Below are 16,198 nucleotides of genomic sequence, written 5' to 3'. Positions count from 1 at the left end.
TCGTTCAATGAGCCCGATCGAAGAGGCGCGCGCGCGGGCCGACCGCTGGTCGCCGTTCCTGTCCGGGCTGATCGCGCGCGACGCGGCGATGGCGCGGGCACTGGGGGACGATGCCGACATGCCATTGATGCGGCGGCTGCGGCTGGAGCGGCGGCGGCTGGCGCTGGAGGTGGCCTTGGGCGACCTTTCGGGCGAACTGGACCTGACGGCGGTAACGGGGCGGCTGTCCGATTTCGCCGACGGTGCGCTGGACCGTGCGATCGCCGCCGCCATCGCGGAGCGCACGCCCTGCGAGGCGCCGCGCGGCTTCGCGGCGATCGCGCTGGGCAAGCAGGGCAGCCACGAGCTGAATTATTCGTCGGATATCGACCCGATCCTGATCTACGATCCCACCACGCTGCCGCATCGCCCGCGCGAGGATGTGGCGGACGCGGCGGTGCGGATCGCGCGGCGCGTGCTGGAACTGCTGCAGGGGCGCGATGCCGACGGCTATGTGCTGCGCGTCGATCTGCGGCTGCGCCCGTCGCCGGAGGTGACGCCGATCGCGATCCCGATCGACGCGGCGATCTCCTATTACGAATCGCAGGCGCTGGCATGGGAGCGGGCGGCGTTCATCCGCGCGCGGGCGGCGGCGGGCGACATAGCGCTGGGCCAAAGGTTCCTGGACGCGATCCGCCCGTTCGTCTGGCGCCGCAGCCTGGATTTCGGTGCGGTGGGCGAGATCCTGGATATCACGCGCCGCATCCGCGACCATCATGCGCAGGGGCAGGCGTTCGGCCCCGGATTCGACCTGAAGCGCGGGCGCGGCGGCATCCGCGAGGTGGAATTCTTCGCGCAGATCCACCAGCTGATCCACGGTGGCCGCGAACCGGCGCTGCGCACCCCGGCGACCCGCGATGCGCTGGCGGCACTGGCCGCAGCGGGACGGATCGATACCGGTGAGGCGGCGGCGCTGGCGGAGGCGTACACGCTGCTGCGCACGATCGAGCATCGCGTGCAGATGATCGACGACCGGCAGACGCACGCGCTGCCCGCCGCCGGCGAGCCGCTGGACCGGGTGGCGCGGCTGCACGGGCTGGCGGACGGTGCCGCGCTGCTCGACCTGCTGGCGCCGCATGTCGAGCGGGTGGCGGCGATCTTCGACCGGCTGGCGCCGCATGGGCCGGGCGCCTTGCCGCACGACACCGACCGGCTGGCGGAGCGGCTGGGGGAGGCGGGGTTCGCGGAGACGGAGGAGCCGGTACGCCGGATCGCGGTGTGGCGGGAGGGGCGCTACCCCGCGCTGCGCAGCCCGGCGGCGCAGGCGGCGCTGGAGGCGGTGCTGCCCGGACTGGTCGACGCGCTGGCGCAGGCGCCGGTGCCGCCGCTGGCGCTCAACCGGCTCGACCGGCTGCTGGAACGCCTGCCCAGCGCGATCAACATCTTCCGCCTGCTGGAGGCGCGCCCGGCGCTGGCCGCGCTGCTCGCCGAGGTGTTGAGCCATGCGCCGACACTGGCCGACGAACTGGCGCGGCGCCCCGACCTGTTGGACGGGTTGATCGACGCCAGCGCACTGGCGCCGGTCGGCACGGTCGCGGACCTAGTCGCGGAGATGCGCGCGGCGGAGGCGGGGGCGGATTACCAGGCGCTGCTGGACCATGTCCGCCGCGTCGTCGGCGACAAGAGATTCGCGCTGGGGGTGCAGATCGTCGCGGGCGCGGCCGATCCGCTGGACGTCGCGGGCGGCTATGCGCGCGTCGCGCAGGCGGCGATCGAAACGCTGGCGGGCGCCGCAACCGAGGAATTCGCGCGCGTCCACGGCCGGGTGCCGGGCGGCGAACTGGTGATCCTGGCACTGGGGCGGATGGGCGGTGCGGCGCTGACCCATGCGTCGGACCTCGACCTCATCTATCTGTTCACCGGCGATTTCACCGCCGAATCCGATGGCGCCAAGCCGCTGGGCGCGACACTGTATTTCAGCCGCCTGGCGCAGCGGGTGACGGCGGCGCTGTCGGTGCCGACCGCCGCCGGGCCGCTCTATTCGGTCGACACGCGGCTGCGGCCGTCGGGGGCGCAGGGGCCGCTGGTCGTCACGCTCGACAGTTTCGCGCGCTACCAGCGCGAGGATGCGTGGACGTGGGAGCATATGGCGCTGACCCGCGCGCGGCCGGTGTTCGGATCGCCCGCGGCGCGGGAGGCGCTGGACGCGATCGTCGCCGCGGTGCTGCGCGGCGAGCGGCCCGATCGCGATATCGCGGCCGATGCGCATGCGATGCGCGCCGAGATGGCGCGGCACAAGCCGCCGCACGGGCCACTGGATGCCAAGCTGCTGCCCGGCGGGCTGGTCGACCTGGAATTCGCGGTGCACGTGACGCAGCTGACGCGGCGGACCGGGTTCGACCCGCATCTGGCGCGGGCGATCGACGCGCTGGTCGCCGGCGGCGCGGCGCCCGCGACGATGCGCGCGGCGCACGACCTGCTGAGCCGGTTGCTGGTGACGGTGCGGCTGGTCGCCCCCGATGCGCAGGAACCCGCGGCCGCGGCGACGCGCGCGCTGATCGCCCGCGCGCTGATGCTGCCCGACTGGGACACGGTGCTTGCCACGCTGACGCAGGTGCGCGAGAGCGTCGCCGCGCAATGGCAGGAGAGCGTGGAATGGACATCCTCCCCGACGTGACCGTCACCGATGCGGGCGGGCAGCCGCTGCGGCTGGCCGATTTGCCGCGCCCGCTGGTGGTGTATTTCTATCCCAAGGACGACACCCCCGGCTGCACGCGCGAGGCGCAGGACTTCTCCGCGCTGGCGGATCGCTTCGCAGCGGCGGGCGTGAGCGTTATCGGCATTTCGCGCGATACGGTGGAAAAGCACGCGCGCTTCACCGCCAAGCATGGGCTGACGGTGGCGTTGGGCGCCGACCTGGACGGCAGCGTCACCGAGGCCTTCGGCGTGTGGGGCGAAAAGCAGCTGTACGGCAAGACGTACATGGGGATCGAGCGCGCGACCTTCCTGTTCGGCAAGGACGGGGCGCTGGTGCGCGAATGGCGCAAGGTGAAGGTGCCCGGCCATGCCGAGGCGGTGCTGACGGCGGCCGGCGACCTGGCCTGACTTCCGCGCGGATTGCGATCGTTTGCTCCGGAAAGGCTGCGTTCAGCTTCGCAATTCAACGGCTCGCCGCGCGGTCACGGCGGTTGGCCGCGCGGCGGGTGCCATCCTATTGCTCCGTTAACCCTTTCCCGGCCAGACAGTCGCCATCCGAAGAGCGGGGGACGTTCTTCCGGACACGGACGACAAAAGGGGAAGCCGGCGGGCAGTGGCTCCGACGGCATCATGATCTTCGCTGGGGTTCGATGACCGCTTTTTCACGCCTGACCGTACGACTGGGTAGCCTGGCCGCCGTTGCCGCCGCCGCAATCGCCATCCTGCCGGCGCAGGCCGAACCGACCGGCGAGGCGCCCGCCGCGGTCGGCGGGCCGCTGGTCGAAACCGGCAGCCTCGAGGCGCGCCGCGACCTGGCCGCGGACCAGCAGTTCCGTTCGCTGTTCATGAGCTGGAAGAAGCTCGACGGCGGAATGCAGCAGGGCGGGATCGCGATCCCCTCGGTCCAGCCGGTCCAGAAGCTGCAGTTCACCAGCAATTTCGGCATCCGTTCGGATCCGTTCCGCGGCACCGCGGCGATGCACGCGGGCGTCGACATCCCCGGCCCGGTCGGCACGCCGATCTACGCCACCGCCGACGGCGTCATCTCGCACGCCGGGCGCCAAGGCGGTTATGGCAACATGATCGAGGTGAACCACGGGCGCGGCATCGCCACCCGTTACGGACACCTGTCGAAGATCCTGGTTGCCGACAACACCCGCGTGACGCGCGGGCAGCTGATCGGCCTGATGGGCTCGACCGGCCGCTCGACCGGATCGCACCTCCATTACGAAGTGCGGATCGACGGCCATGCGGTGAACCCGGTGCCGTTCCTGACCACCGCCGACTATCTGCTGGCGGCGCAGGATCGCGCGGTCGGGCAGATTCCGGTGTCCACCACCGGCCCTGCACCGCAGGACTGACACGTTTACCCGGTTCTACGGGGAAGGGCCGGCGGCACCCTGACGGGTCCGTCGGCCCTTTCCGTTTGGCACGCGTGCGCCTATCTTTCGCGCATGGCCACGCTTGCTCCCGCTTCCGATATCGCCCTGACCCCCGCCGCTGCGGCGCGCGTCGCCGCCATCGCCGCGCGGCAGAACAAGCCCGCGATCCTGCGCCTGTCGGTGGAGGGCGGGGGCTGTTCGGGCTTCCAGTATAAGTTCGGTTTCGCCGACGCGCCCGAGGCCGCGGACGTGGTAGTGGAAACCGATGGCGTGCGGCTGGTTGTGGACGACATCAGCCTGGATCTCGTCCGCGGGGCGAGCGTCGATTACATCGAGTCGCTGGGCGGCGCGTCGTTCAAGGTCGACAATCCCAATGCCGCCAGCGGGTGCGGCTGCGGCACCAGCTTCTCGGTATGATGTGAGGCTCGACACCGCCGTCCGGCTTGGTAGGACAGGTGGGTGAAGATCGTCAGCTACAACGTCAACGGGATCAAGGCGCGCCTGCCGCGGCTTGTCGAATATCTCCAGGAAGAACAGCCCGATGTGGTGTGTCTTCAGGAGCTGAAATCCAGCGACGATACGTTCCCGGAGGGCGATATCCGCGCCGCCGGCTATGGCGCGGTCTGGCATGGGCAAAAGGGGTTCAACGGCGTCGCGGTGCTGGCGCGTGGCGTCGACCCGGTCGAGCGGCAGCGCGGGCTGGAGGGCGAGCCGGAGGACGAACACAGTCGCTATCTGGAATGCGAGGTGTTCGGGCTGGTGATCGCGTCGATCTATCTGCCCAACGGCAATCCGCAACCGGGGCCGAAATTCGACTATAAGCTGCGATGGATCGAGCGGCTGACGCAGCGTGCGGCGGTGCTGCTGGCGGAGGAGCGGCCGACGATCCTGGCGGGCGATTACAACGTCATCCCCAATGACGACGACGTCTTTTCGGTGAAGGCGATGGCGAGCGACGCGCTGATGCAGCCCGAAAGCCGCGCGGGATACCGCCGGCTGGTTGCGCAGGGATGGACCGACGCGCTGCGCGCGCGTCACCCGAACGGCGGCGTGTGGACGTTCTGGGACTATCAGGCGGGTGCTTGGCAGCGTGACGCGGGCTTCCGCATCGACCATCTGCTGCTCAGCCCCGCGGTCGCCGACCGGCTGGCGGAAGCGGGCGTCGACAAGGCGTATCGCGGGCGCGAGAAGGCGAGCGATCATGCCCCCACCTGGGTGCGGCTGCGGTGAGGGGGCTGGCGATGCTGGCGCCGCTGGCGCTGCTGGCGGCGCTGCCCGCGGCGGCGCAGGGCGGCGGCGGCGATAATGGCGACGTGCGCTTCTGCCCCAACCGCCCCTCGCTGGGCGCAAGCGGCTGCACCACCCTGCCGGGGCAGGTGCAGGTGGAGATGTCCGGCGTCGACTGGACGCGCGACCGGCAGGACGGCGAGCAAACCGACACGTTGCTGTACGGCGACGTGGTGGCGCGGATCGGCGTCAGCCGGAATGCGGAGGTGCAGGTCGGCTGGACCCCCTATGGCAGCGTGCGGACGCGCGATCTGGCGGGCGCGGCGGTGTCGCGGATCGCCGGTCCCGGCGACGTGACGCTCGGCTTTCGCCGCGCGCTGAGCCACCCGGACGGCAAGGCGCTGTCCGCCGCGGTGCAGCCCTATGTCACGCTGCCGGTCGGCGGACAGGCAATCGGCGCGGGGGACTGGTCGGCGGGGATGGTGGTGCCGGTCTATTACCAGATCGACGATCGCTGGAGCATCGACTTTACCGGGCAGGCGGCGGCGCAGGCCGATCAGGATCGCCATGGGCGGCACCTGGATGTCAGTGGCGTGGTGGGCCTGGGCTATGCGCTCAGCGACGCGGTGACCGCGGTGGCGGAACTGTCCGCCGAGCGCGACGACGATCCGATGGGCGCGACGACGCAGACGCTGGCGGCGGTGTCGCTGGCGTGGCAGCCGACGAAGCGGACGCAGATCGACCTGTTGCTGGTCGGCGGGCTGAACGATGTCGCACCGGACGCGCGCGTCGTGGTGGGCGGGGCGGTGGCGTTCTGACCAACCATCGGCGGATCGCGCCGATAGTTGGTGGCCTAAAGCGGTAACACACCTGCCATATTCACCGCAAGTCACTGCAATATCGAGGTAATTGTAATTGGCACGCGGCGTGCAATGCCTCCCATGTCCCGCCGATGGGATAAGGGAGACACGCCATGAAGACCATGTTCACCGCCGCCATCCTCGCCTCGCTGGTCGCGATCGCGCCGGCCGCGCACGCCGAACCGGGCGTCGCCAAGCCTGCCGCCGATGCCGCCGTCACGACCCCGGCCAGCAGCGACAGCGCGCCGGTCGCCGATGCCGCGCCGAAGAAGCGCGCGAAGAACACGCTCTATTGCTACGACATGGAATCGACCGGCAGCCGGATCGCGACGCGCAGCTGCCGCACCCGCGCCGACTGGAAGTTGGCGGGCGTCAATGTCCCGGCTAACCTGTAACGCGATGGAAAGAGGGTCACATCGTGACGCCGGCCGCGCTGCCGGTCGGCGTCACCCGGTGATCGGTATCGCGCTGGCGATGCTGTTCCCGGTCCGGGCGGCGAGGCTCGCCGCCGTGCCGCTTACAGATCGCATTCGTAGATCTGATAGACCTTGTTGACGTGACTTTCGATCGCGGTGGCGATCGAATTCATCCCCTGATTGTCGTCCAGGATCCAGCCGATCTCGCCGCGTGACGCGCCGTAATGGTCGACCGACGCCTTGCGGATCGCCTCGATCATCATGAAGGCCAGCTGGCTGGCGAGCCGCGACGACTGCAATTCCTTGCGCACCCCCATCAGCGGCACGCGCATCGTGCGCACGCGCGGCTTGCGCAGCCACAACAGCAGCTTGGCCCAGCCGAACGGGAGGAGATTGCCGTTCAGCGGCGCGATCGCCTCGTTGAGGTCGGGCAGGGTGATCATGAACGCGACCGGCTTGCTCTCGATCTCCGCGATTCGGATCAGGTCGTTGAAGACGATCGGCTTCAGCTTGACGCCGACGTCCTTGATCTCCGGCGGGGTGAGCGGGATGAAGCCCCAATTGTCCGACCAGGCATCGTTGAGGATGTCGAGGATGATCGCGGCTTCCTCCTCGAACCGCCGCTTGTCAACCTGGCGCACGACGATCTTCGGGTTGTTCTCGCCCGAACGGATGATCCGCTTCACGATCGGCGGGAATTCCTGCGTGATATCGAGTTCGTAGGTCTTGAGCTGCTTGACCGGGCGATGGCCGGCACGCTCGATCCAGTCGCGATATTCCGGCTTGGCATGGCCCATCATCACCGTGGGGGCGTGGTCGTAGCCCTCGATGAGCAGCCCGGGTTCTTCCCAGATCGACTGCGAGATCGGGCCGAGCGCCCGCACCATCCCCTTGCCGCGCAGCCAGTCGGCCGCCGCCGCCATCAGCGCTGCGAAGACGGTTTCGTCCTCCGCCTCCATCAGCCCCCATTGGCCGACGCCGGGGCCGAAGCCCTGCGCCGGGTCCATCGTCACCGCCAGCGTGTCGATATGCGCGGAAATGCGCCCGACCACCGCGCCGTCCCGATGCGCCAGGAACAGCTGCGCCTCGGCATGGCTGTACCAGCCGTTCTTCTCCGGCGTGATCAGCCCCAGCGACTCGCCCTTGAGCGGGGGAACCCAGTTGGGATCGTCGCGGTACAGCCGAAAAGGCAGGTCGACGAAGGTCTTGCGCTGCGCCTTGGTGGTGACGGGGGTGATGGTCGGCTGGCTCATGGCGCCGCTGAATAAACGCCTGCGTCGATCATGGCGAGCGAGCATTTGCACAACCACGCCCCGCCGCCCCCCTGTGATGGCCACCGTGTCGCCACTATGTTCAGGCAATGGACAATGTCATGACGACTTCGCTTACCATGGATCGCACGTCGGCCGCGGCATCGCCCGCGCGCGTCGCGATCGCCGACGACCGGGCGATGCTGAAGGCCGCCGCCGATCTGACCCGCGATCTGGTTCGTCCCGATCCGCGCATCTACTGGGCCGACCTGATCGTGTCGGCGCTGGTCGGCTATGGCGCGCTGGCGGCGGCGGTGGTGACGCCGTCCGCCGGCTGGGCGATCCTGGCCGGGCTGGTGTCGATGCTGGCGCTGTATCGCGGCATGAGCATGATCCACGAGCTGACGCATGTGAAGCACAGCGCGCTGCCGGGGTTCCGCACCGGCTGGAACCTGTTGATCGGCGTGCCGATGATGATCCCGTCGTTCATGTACGAGGGGGTTCACAACCTGCACCACGCGCGCACGCGCTACGGCACCGCGGAGGATCCGGAATATCTGCCGCTGGCGCTGATGAAGCCGTGGACGCTGCCGGTGTTCGTGATCGTGTCGCTGCTGGCGCCGATCGGCCTGCTGATCCGCTTTGCGATCCTGGCGCCGCTGTCGGCGGTGGCCCCGCCGCTGCGCACGGCGGTGGTCGCGCGCTATTCGGCGCTGTCGATCAACCCGTCGTTCCGGCGCCGGATGCCGACCGGCGAGGAGCGTACGCGCTGGACCTTGTGGGAGGCGGCGACGAGCGTGTGGGCGATCGCGCTGATCGCGGCGACCGTGACGGGCGTGCTGCCGCTGAAGGCGTTCGTGGCGTTCGTGCTGGTCGGGTCGGGCGTCGCGCTCATCAATCAGGTGCGCACGCTGGTGGCGCATCTGTGGGAGAATGAGGGCGAGGTGATGACGGTGACCGCGCAGTATCTGGATTCGGTCAACGTACCCCCGCCGGCGCTGCTGCCTGCATTGTGGGCGCCGATCGGGCTGCGCTACCACGCGCTGCATCACCTGTTGCCGGGTGTGCCGTACCATGCGCTGGGCGAGGCGCACCGCCGGCTGAGCGCGGTGCTGGAGCCGGGATCGCCCTATTACAAGGCGAACTACGCCGGGCTGCCGGGGCTGGTGGGCAAGTTGACGATCGCGACGCTGCGGCCGCGCTGATCGTCCGTCGCCGCCGACAAAAAGGCCCGCGGATCATGACGATCCGCGGGCCTTTTGCTGTCACGCACCGTCCGGGAACGGTGGTGGTTACTTGCTGCGTTCGACCTGTTCGAAGTCCAGCTCGACCGGGGTGGCGCGGCCGAAGATGCTGACCGACACCTTGACCTTGCTCTTGTCGAAATCGAGTTCCTCGACCGTGCCGTTGAAGCTGGCGAAGGGGCCTTCCAGCACCTTGACCGCGTCGCCAATCTCGTAATCGACCTTGACCTTGGTCTTCGGCGCGGCGGCGGTTTCCTCCTTCGACTGGAGCATCCGCGCGGCTTCCGCCTCGGAAATCGCCTGAGGCTTGCCCGACGAACCCAGGAAGCCGGTCACCTTCGGCGTGTTCTTGACGAGGTGATAGACGTCGTCGTTCATGTTCAGCTTGGCCAGCACGTAGCCGGGCATGAACTTGCGCTCGACCGACACCTTCTTGCCGCGGCGGGCCTCGGTCACGGTCTCGGTCGGAACCTCGATCTGCTCGACCAGCTGTTCCAGCCCCATGCGGGCGGCCTCGGACATGATCGAGTCGCGGACCTTGCCCTCGAACCCGGAATAGGCGTGGATGATGTACCAGCGCGCCATCGTACTGAAATTCCCGTCCTTACTGCGCCAGGCTGAGCAGCAGCTTGACCACCGCGTTGAACATCGAATCGACGCCCAGGAAGAAGAGCGCCAGGATCGTCGTCATGATGACGACCATCACGCCCGTCATCACCGTTTCGCGACCGGTCGGCCACACGACCTTCGCGGTTTCGGCGCGAACCTGATTGATGAATTCCAGCGGTGAAGTCTTCGCCACGTGGTGGAGCCTTGCAATGGTGACCCGGCATAGGTCCGCCACCTTGTCCCCGGAAGGGAAAAGGTGATGAACCGTCCGCGCTGTCGGATGTGTCGGCGGACATAGGATCGTCGCGGGGAAAAGGCAAGCGTGGCCCGTGGTGCCCCACGCAGCGCCTCCGCCGCAACGACAAAGGGCCGGGCGTCGCCGCCCGGCCCCATACCGTCAACGCGCGAATGCGCGCCGCGTCCGATCAGTTACTGTCGGAATTGTCGTCGTTGACGATCGCGATGACGCCGATCGCGGCGATGCCCGCCAGGATGATCGCGCCGAAGATGCCCGCGCCGCCCAGCTCGCTCTGCTTCGCCGACGGGGTCGCGGCACGCGACTTCGCGACCGACAGGCTCGCGGCCGGGTTCGAAGCGGCGGGGGCCGCCGACGCCATCGTCGGGGCGGCGATCAGGCTGAGCGCGGCGACGCCGGCCAGGATGTTACGCATAAAAGTGGCTCCCTAAAAGTCAGCGCCCCCAACACGCGGCAACGCCTTCCGCCAACATCGGCTAGAGCAAAAGGTTCCAGAGTGACGGGTATTTTTTGTGCAGCGCGACAACGGCGCCATCGGCGGCCGGCGCACAGGCGCTACCGCGATATCGGATCACTATCGGGAAAAATGGCAGGAGTGGAGGGACTCGAACCCACGGCCCTCGGTTTTGGAGACCGATGCTCTACCAACTGAGCTACACTCCTGTGTCGGCGGGCACATGGCTGGCCGCCGTTCGCGAGTCAAGCGCGGTGTCGTGAACCGCGGCCGACCTGCGGTGCGATCAGGCGACCGCGCTGGTCGCGGCCTGGCCGTTGCGCAATGCCAGCGCGCGTGCGTCGGCCACCGCCAGCGGGCGCCCGAAATAGAAACCCTGGATGCAGGTGCAGCCCAGTTGCTGCACCATCTGGAGTTCGCGTGCCGTCTCCACCCCCTCCGCGGTGGTCGCCATCCCCAGGCTGTCGGCCATCGCCACCACGGCGCGGATGATCGCGACCGCCTCGGGCGTGCCGCTCGCGGCGTTGCGAACGAAGCTGCGGTCTATCTTGATCGAGGTGAAGCGCGTGCGGCCGAGATAGCCGAGCGAGGAATAGCCGGTACCGAAATCATCGAGGCTGAGGCCGACGCCCAGCGCCTGGATCTTCTCCAGCACCTTGGTCGCGCCCAGCCCCTCGCGCAGGAAAACGCTTTCGGTCACCTCCAGCTCCAGTCGCGACGGGTCGAGGCCGCTGTCGCCCAGCGCATCGGCGACGATGTTGAGGAACTGCGGCTGGTGCAGCTGTTCTGGCGACACGTTGACCGCGATGCGCATCGGCGCTGGCCAGCGCGCCGCCTCCATGCAGGCGGTACGGACCACCCAGGCGCCGATCGCGCCGATCAGCCGCGTCTCCTCCGCGATGCCGATGAAACGATTGGGCGGGATCAGCCCCAGTTCCGGATGCTGCCAGCGCAGCAGCGCCTCGAACCCGCGCAGGTCGCCGGTACGCGCGTCGACGACCGGCTGGTAGTTGAGGTGGAATTCGTCCCGCTCCAACGCCTTGCGCAGCGCCAGTTCGAGAAGGCGTCGCTCCTCCGCCTCTGCATGCAACTGCGGTTCGTAGGCGTGGAAGACGCCGCCGCCGCGGTCCTTCGACCGGTACAGCGCCAGATCGGCGGAACGGATCAGCGTTTCGGCGGCGCGCCCGTCGCGCGGGTGCGTGGCGACCCCCACCGACGCGCCGATGAACAGCGTGTGCTGATCGACCTCATAGGGGCGCGACAGCGTGTCGATGATCGCATGGGCCAGCTGCTCGACGCGCTGCGGATCGCTGGCATCGCGCACCACGACGGCGAATTCGTCGCCGCCCAGCCGCCCGATGAACTCGTTCTCGCTCATCAGCCCGGTCAGCCGGCGCGACACGCGTTCCAGCAGGCGATCGCCGACGGGATGGCCCAGCGTGTCGTTGACCGCCTTGAACCGGTCGAGGTCGATCATCATGAACGCGCAGCGGATGCCGCGCCGTTCCGCATCGACCAGCGCGTGACCGAGCGATTCGTTGACGAACAGGCGGTTGGGCAGCCCGGTCAGCGTGTCGAACCGCGCCATGCGGTGGATCTTCTCGGTCGACACATGCTGTTCGGTGATGTCGGACGCGACGCCGCGAAAGCCCGCGAAATGCCCGCCGGCGTCGTGACGCGGGGTGGCCGCGATCGTCCACCAGCGCTGCTGGTCGCCGGCCAGCACCGGGACGATGACGCCGTGAAAGCTGTCGCGGTTCTTCAGCCGGTCGGCCAGCTGGCGCAGCCCGGGGTGGAAGGCGCCGCTGTCCCATGACGGACCGGCGAGCAGCTGGAGCAGCGGGACGCCCTCGATCTCCGCGGGATCGCGGGCGCAGACTTCCGCGAAGCGCGCGCCGACCCGGACGATGCGGCGCGCCGCGTCGGTTTCCCACAACCAGTCGGCGTGGTCGGGATCGAATTCGTGCAGCGCCAGCCGGACGGTGGCCTCGCTTTCCACCAGTCGCTGGGCGGCGCGTTCGGCCGCCAGCAGCGCCTGCGCCCGCGCGACGGCGATCGCGGCGGCGAGCAGCGGGATCGACAGCGCAGGGATGGCCGCGACCGGCCCGGTCGCGACCCATAGCGGCACCGCCGCACCCGCCACCGCAGCCACCACGAAGCCGAGCGACAGCGCCATCAGCCGCACCGTCGCCATGGCGAGCGCCAGCGCGCAGATCAGCATCCACAGGACAATGGTCTGTGCGCCGCCGCCCGCCGCAACGGCCAGCCAGGTCGTGCCGGCCCACAGCGCGCCCAGCGCGATGCCGTCGATCCCGGCGCCGCGGATCGCCGCGACATCGTCGCTGCGCAGGTCGCGGCGTCGGCGGGCGCAGACGATCGCCGCGGCCAGCGCGGTCGCGGCGGCCCAGCCGGGCCACACCGGCTGCGTGAAGGGGGAGGGCAGGCATGCTAGAACGCCCAGGATCGCCGCGATCTGCGCCGCCAGCAGCAGCGGCGCGCGCCGTGCGGCCGCGCGCAGCTGGACGCGGCGCGCCATCCGTTCGGCATCCGCATCCCCGCGCAAGCCAAGCGCAGCGAGCCAGGCATCAGGCCCGAAGGGGAGCGGGGGAGCGGTCACCTCATCCTGCTATCATCGCGCAGGTTGACGAACCGTTGACCCGCCGCCGCGCCGGACGCGTCGAATGCACCGCAATGGCGGGAAAAACCCGCCGCGCCGGGATCGTCCCCGGCGCGGCGTGGCCGGGTCAGGCGGCCAGGTCGTAGGGCTTGATCTCGCCCGCCAGATACAGGTTGCGCGCCTTCGCCCGGCTCAGCTTGCCCGAGCTGGTGCGCGGCAGCGTACGCGGCGGGATCAGTTCGACGACGCAATTCATGCCCGTCACCGAACGCACGCGGTCGCGGATGTCATCGCGAAGCCGGCGACGCTCGGCCTCGTCCGAGCTGCGGCACTGGACCAGCACGGCGGGGGTTTCCTCGCCGCCCGGCGTCGTGATCGCGAAGGCGGCGATGTCGCCCGCCTTGAACCCCGGCAGCTGTTCGACCGCCCATTCGATATCCTGCGGCCAGTGGTTGCGGCCATTGATGATGATCATGTCCTTGGCGCGGCCGACGATGAAGATGTAGCCGTCCGACATGTAGCCCATGTCGCCGGTGTCCAGCCAGTCGCCGTCCATGCACGCCGCGGTCGCTTCGGGATCGCGGAAATAGCCGACCATCACCGACGGGCCGCGGCACCACACCTTGCCGATCGCGCCGTCGGGCAGCGGCGTGCCGTCTTCCTCGCGGACCTGAATTTCCATGTCGCGCACCGGCTTCCCGCAGTTCACGATTGCGCGATAGCGTTGCGGGCGATCCGCGCCGCCGCGTTGCCCGCCGGACAGCTCGGTTTCCTCGACCAGCTCGACGCGGATGCCTTCGCCCACCGGCATCAGCGACACCGCCAGCGTCGCCTCCGCCAGGCCGTAGGAGGGCAGGAAGGCGGTGGCCTGGAACCCGGCATCGGCGAAGGCGTCGACGAACGCCTGCATCACGTCGGGCCGGATCATGTCCGCGCCATTGCCCGCGACACGCCAGCGCGACAGGTCGAAGCGGTCCGACGCCTTGGTCTGGCTGGAAATGCGGCGCGCGCAGATGTCATAGCCGAAGGTCGGCGAATAGCTGAGCGAGGTGCCCTCGTTGCGGCTGATGAGGTCGAGCCACGACAGCGGACGGCGGGCGAAATCCTCGGTCTTGAGGTAATCGGTCGATACCTGGTTGGCGACCGGCGACAGGAAGCAGCCGACCAGCCCCATGTCGTGGTACCACGGCAGCCACGAGATGCAGCGATCCGTCGCGGCGATCTGCATCCCGTGCGCATGCGCGGCCAGGTTGCTGAGCAATGCGCGATGCGTGACCGCCACGCCGTGCGGGAAGCGCGTCGAGCCGCTGGAATATTGCAGGTAGCAGACGTCGTCGCTGGCCAGCGCCGGCAGATCGGCGGCCGGCGCGGGGCGGGTGGAGAAGGCGGTCCAGTCGACGCCCTCGACGCCCGATGCCTCGGCGGCGGCGCCGGCCATCTGCGTCAGCTCCGCCGGGTAGATCAGCATCTTCGGATCGCAGCTCGCCAGCTGGACGCGCAGCTGGTCGATATAGGAATCGCGCCCGCCGAACGATGTCGGCAGCGGCAGCGGCACCGGCCAGGCGCCCGCCAGCACGGTGCCGAAGAACAGCGCCGCGAATTCCGCGCTGGTTTCCGCGACCAGCGCGACCCGGTCGCCCGGTGCGATCCCGGCGGCGATCAGGCGAAGCGCGCTGACGCGGGCGTCGTCGCGCAGCTCAGAAAACCGGTAGGCCCGCTGCAGCGTGCCGCGCGCATCGTGAAAATTCAGGCCACGCGCGGTTTGCCCGGCATAGTCCAGCGCCTCGGCCAGCGTCGCGAAATCGGCGAAGCGGCGCGGCAGCGGATCGGCGGTGGGCGTGGGCAGCGGCCCTTCGATCGTGGTGGCAGTCTCAGTCGTCGTCATCGTCTGTCCCTGTCGCAACGATGGCCGTCGCGCAATCTCGATCGGTAAAGAATGCATTACCGAGACGTTCAAAATCGGTGACCAGTGTGGCACAAACATGGCGTGCCGCCCCGATCGCGTTCCTCCCGCCCGCCGCCGCCGCTGGATGCCCCCGCCCTGGAGCGGCTGGCGCTGCGCTATGTCGAGCGGTTCGCGACGACGCGCGGCAAGCTGGCGCAATATCTGTTGCGCAAGATCCGCGAGCGCGGCTGGGACGGGGAGCCGGCCGATATCGCCGCGCTGACGCAGCGGTTCGCGGAGCGCGGCTATGTCGACGATCGCGGCTTCGCGACCATGAAGGGCGCGGCGCTGACCCGCGCGGGCTATGGCGTGCGGCGCGTCGCCGACACGCTGCGCGCGGCGGGCGTGGCTGAGCCGGATGCCGCCGTCGCGCTGGCGGAGGCGCGTGCCGCGGCGTGGGACAGCGCGCTGAAACTGGCGCGCCGCCGCCGCATCGGCCCGTTCGCCGAGGTTCCTGCCGATCCGCGCACCCGCGAGCGACAGGTGGCCGCATTGCTGCGGGCCGGGCACGGCATGGATATCGCCCGCCGCATCCTGGCCAGCCCCCCGGGACACATTCCCGAACCCGAATGACGCATCGGCGCTTGCGCTGGCGCCTTGTGCGGTGCAACCGTTGGCATTCCTCCCAACAGGGGACCGACGTAAGTGGGAGAACAGGTACACGCACCCGCCGGGGGCGGCGGGGTCGAACAGGATGACGCGCCAGCGGCACCGGCCGCCGTGGCGGTGTCCGGCGTGCTCAAATGGTTCGACGCGACGCGCGGCTTCGGCTTCCTGGTCGCCGACGATGCGCAGATCGGCGACGTGCTGATCCATTTCAGCGTCCTGCAGGCGTTCGGCCGCCGCACCCTGCCCGAAGGTGCGCGGGTCGACGGCTGGGCGATCCGCAGCGTGAAGGGCTGGCAGGCGACCGAGATCACCGCGATCGACACCAGCGTCGCGGTGGAGGCGCTGCGCGAGCGTGACCGCGAACGAATCGACCCCGCGACGCTCGTCGATCAGGCGGGCGAATGGGAAGACGTGACGGTGAAATGGTTCAACCGGCTGAAAGGCTATGGCTTCCTGACCGCCGACGTGCGTCCGGGCGATGTGTTCGTCCATATGGAGACCCTGCGCCGCGCCGGCATCGCGGAGGTCGACCCCGACCAGCGGCTGCGCGCGCGGATCGTCGAGGGGCGCAAGGGGCCGCTGGCGATCGGCGTGGCGCTCCACGAATGATCGCGCGCGCGACGATGATCCGCCCATTCGCCATTGAGATGATG

Annotated in this window: 16 protein-coding genes and 1 tRNA gene; 10 read left to right on the top strand and 7 right to left on the bottom strand. The window is 69.3% G+C overall.

Features of this window, described 5'->3' with window-relative positions; translation table 11 throughout:
- Window positions 1-7 precede the first annotated feature (7 nt).
- The 7 genes from COA07_RS05255 to COA07_RS05225 all read left to right on the top strand — a co-directional run bounded on the left by COA07_RS05255 (window position 8) and on the right by COA07_RS05225 (window position 6,540).
- Window positions 8-2,656 (top strand): bifunctional [glutamine synthetase] adenylyltransferase/[glutamine synthetase]-adenylyl-L-tyrosine phosphorylase, encoded by a 2,649-nt coding sequence (locus tag COA07_RS05255; RefSeq protein ID WP_066711638.1) that lies wholly within the window; start codon window positions 8-10, stop codon window positions 2,654-2,656.
- Window positions 2,635-3,084 (top strand): peroxiredoxin, encoded by a 450-nt coding sequence (locus COA07_RS05250; protein ID WP_066711637.1) that lies wholly within the window; start codon window positions 2,635-2,637, stop codon window positions 3,082-3,084. The genes COA07_RS05255 and COA07_RS05250 overlap by 22 nt, the downstream gene beginning before the upstream one ends.
- 242 nt (window positions 3,085-3,326) lie before the next feature.
- On the top strand, window positions 3,327-4,037 hold the full coding sequence (locus COA07_RS05245; RefSeq protein ID WP_096640576.1) for a M23 family metallopeptidase: 711 nt from the start codon (window positions 3,327-3,329) through the stop codon (window positions 4,035-4,037).
- Between the two features lie 93 nt (window positions 4,038-4,130).
- Entirely contained in the window at window positions 4,131-4,475 is a 345-nt protein-coding gene (gene erpA, locus COA07_RS05240; RefSeq protein ID WP_066484340.1) for an iron-sulfur cluster insertion protein ErpA, read from the top strand.
- A gap of 42 nt (window positions 4,476-4,517) precedes the next feature.
- On the top strand, window positions 4,518-5,288 hold the full coding sequence (gene xth, locus COA07_RS05235) for an exodeoxyribonuclease III (RefSeq protein ID WP_066711419.1): 771 nt from the start codon (window positions 4,518-4,520) through the stop codon (window positions 5,286-5,288).
- The gene (locus tag COA07_RS05230; RefSeq protein WP_066711418.1) at window positions 5,285-6,103 is read left to right on the top strand and encodes a transporter; all 819 of its coding nucleotides are present in this window, start codon (window positions 5,285-5,287) and stop codon (window positions 6,101-6,103) included. Before xth ends, COA07_RS05230 begins: the two co-directional genes overlap by 4 nt.
- 155 nt (window positions 6,104-6,258) lie before the next feature.
- Entirely contained in the window at window positions 6,259-6,540 is a 282-nt protein-coding gene (locus tag COA07_RS05225; RefSeq protein WP_066711417.1) for a hypothetical protein, read from the top strand.
- Between the two features lie 122 nt (window positions 6,541-6,662).
- Here the strand turns inward: COA07_RS05225 and COA07_RS05220 are convergent, their stop codons facing one another.
- Window positions 6,663-7,814 carry a hypothetical protein gene (locus COA07_RS05220; protein WP_066711416.1) on the bottom strand — a complete coding sequence of 384 codons (1,152 nt, stop codon included), beginning with the start codon at window positions 7,812-7,814 and terminating at the stop codon, window positions 6,663-6,665.
- Between the two features lie 119 nt (window positions 7,815-7,933).
- Between COA07_RS05220 and COA07_RS05215 the strand changes: the two genes are divergently transcribed.
- Window positions 7,934-9,016 carry a fatty acid desaturase family protein gene (locus tag COA07_RS05215; protein ID WP_066711421.1) on the top strand — a complete coding sequence of 361 codons (1,083 nt, stop codon included), beginning with the start codon at window positions 7,934-7,936 and terminating at the stop codon, window positions 9,014-9,016.
- 87 nt (window positions 9,017-9,103) lie between these two features.
- Here COA07_RS05215 and nusG read toward each other — a convergent pair whose 3' ends face one another.
- The 6 genes from nusG to COA07_RS05185 form a co-directional block, all read right to left on the bottom strand.
- Window positions 9,104-9,640 (bottom strand): transcription termination/antitermination protein NusG, encoded by a 537-nt coding sequence (gene nusG / locus COA07_RS05210; protein WP_066484352.1) that lies wholly within the window; start codon window positions 9,638-9,640, stop codon window positions 9,104-9,106.
- A 19-nt stretch (window positions 9,641-9,659) separates the two neighbouring features.
- Entirely contained in the window at window positions 9,660-9,857 is a 198-nt protein-coding gene (gene secE / locus COA07_RS05205; RefSeq protein WP_066484356.1) for a preprotein translocase subunit SecE, read from the bottom strand.
- Window positions 9,858-10,089: 232 nt separating this feature from the next.
- Window positions 10,090-10,335 (bottom strand): hypothetical protein, encoded by a 246-nt coding sequence (locus COA07_RS05200; RefSeq protein ID WP_066711415.1) that lies wholly within the window; start codon window positions 10,333-10,335, stop codon window positions 10,090-10,092.
- 172 nt (window positions 10,336-10,507) lie between these two features.
- Window positions 10,508-10,583: transfer RNA gene (locus tag COA07_RS05195), tRNA-Trp, on the bottom strand.
- Between the two features lie 77 nt (window positions 10,584-10,660).
- Window positions 10,661-12,910, bottom strand: coding sequence for a putative bifunctional diguanylate cyclase/phosphodiesterase (locus tag COA07_RS05190; protein WP_096640705.1), 2,250 nt, complete (start codon window positions 12,908-12,910; stop codon window positions 10,661-10,663).
- Window positions 12,911-13,118: 208 nt separating this feature from the next.
- Window positions 13,119-14,876 (bottom strand): fatty acyl-AMP ligase, encoded by a 1,758-nt coding sequence (locus COA07_RS05185; protein ID WP_066713440.1) that lies wholly within the window; start codon window positions 14,874-14,876, stop codon window positions 13,119-13,121.
- A gap of 102 nt (window positions 14,877-14,978) precedes the next feature.
- Here COA07_RS05185 and COA07_RS05180 point away from each other — a divergent pair, with 102 nt between their 5' ends.
- Window positions 14,979-15,509: a regulatory protein RecX gene (locus COA07_RS05180; RefSeq protein ID WP_245842021.1), complete on the top strand. Its 531-nt coding sequence runs from the start codon at window positions 14,979-14,981 to the stop codon at window positions 15,507-15,509.
- A 72-nt stretch (window positions 15,510-15,581) separates the two neighbouring features.
- Window positions 15,582-16,154: a cold-shock protein gene (locus COA07_RS05175; protein ID WP_245842020.1), complete on the top strand. Its 573-nt coding sequence runs from the start codon at window positions 15,582-15,584 to the stop codon at window positions 16,152-16,154.
- Window positions 16,155-16,198 lie beyond the last annotated feature (44 nt).

It is taken from the genome of Sphingomonas adhaesiva (assembly GCF_002374855.1).
In the GTDB taxonomy this organism is placed as follows: Bacteria; Pseudomonadota; Alphaproteobacteria; order Sphingomonadales; family Sphingomonadaceae; genus Sphingomonas; species Sphingomonas adhaesiva.
This window is presented reverse-complemented; position numbering and strand designations above follow the sequence as displayed.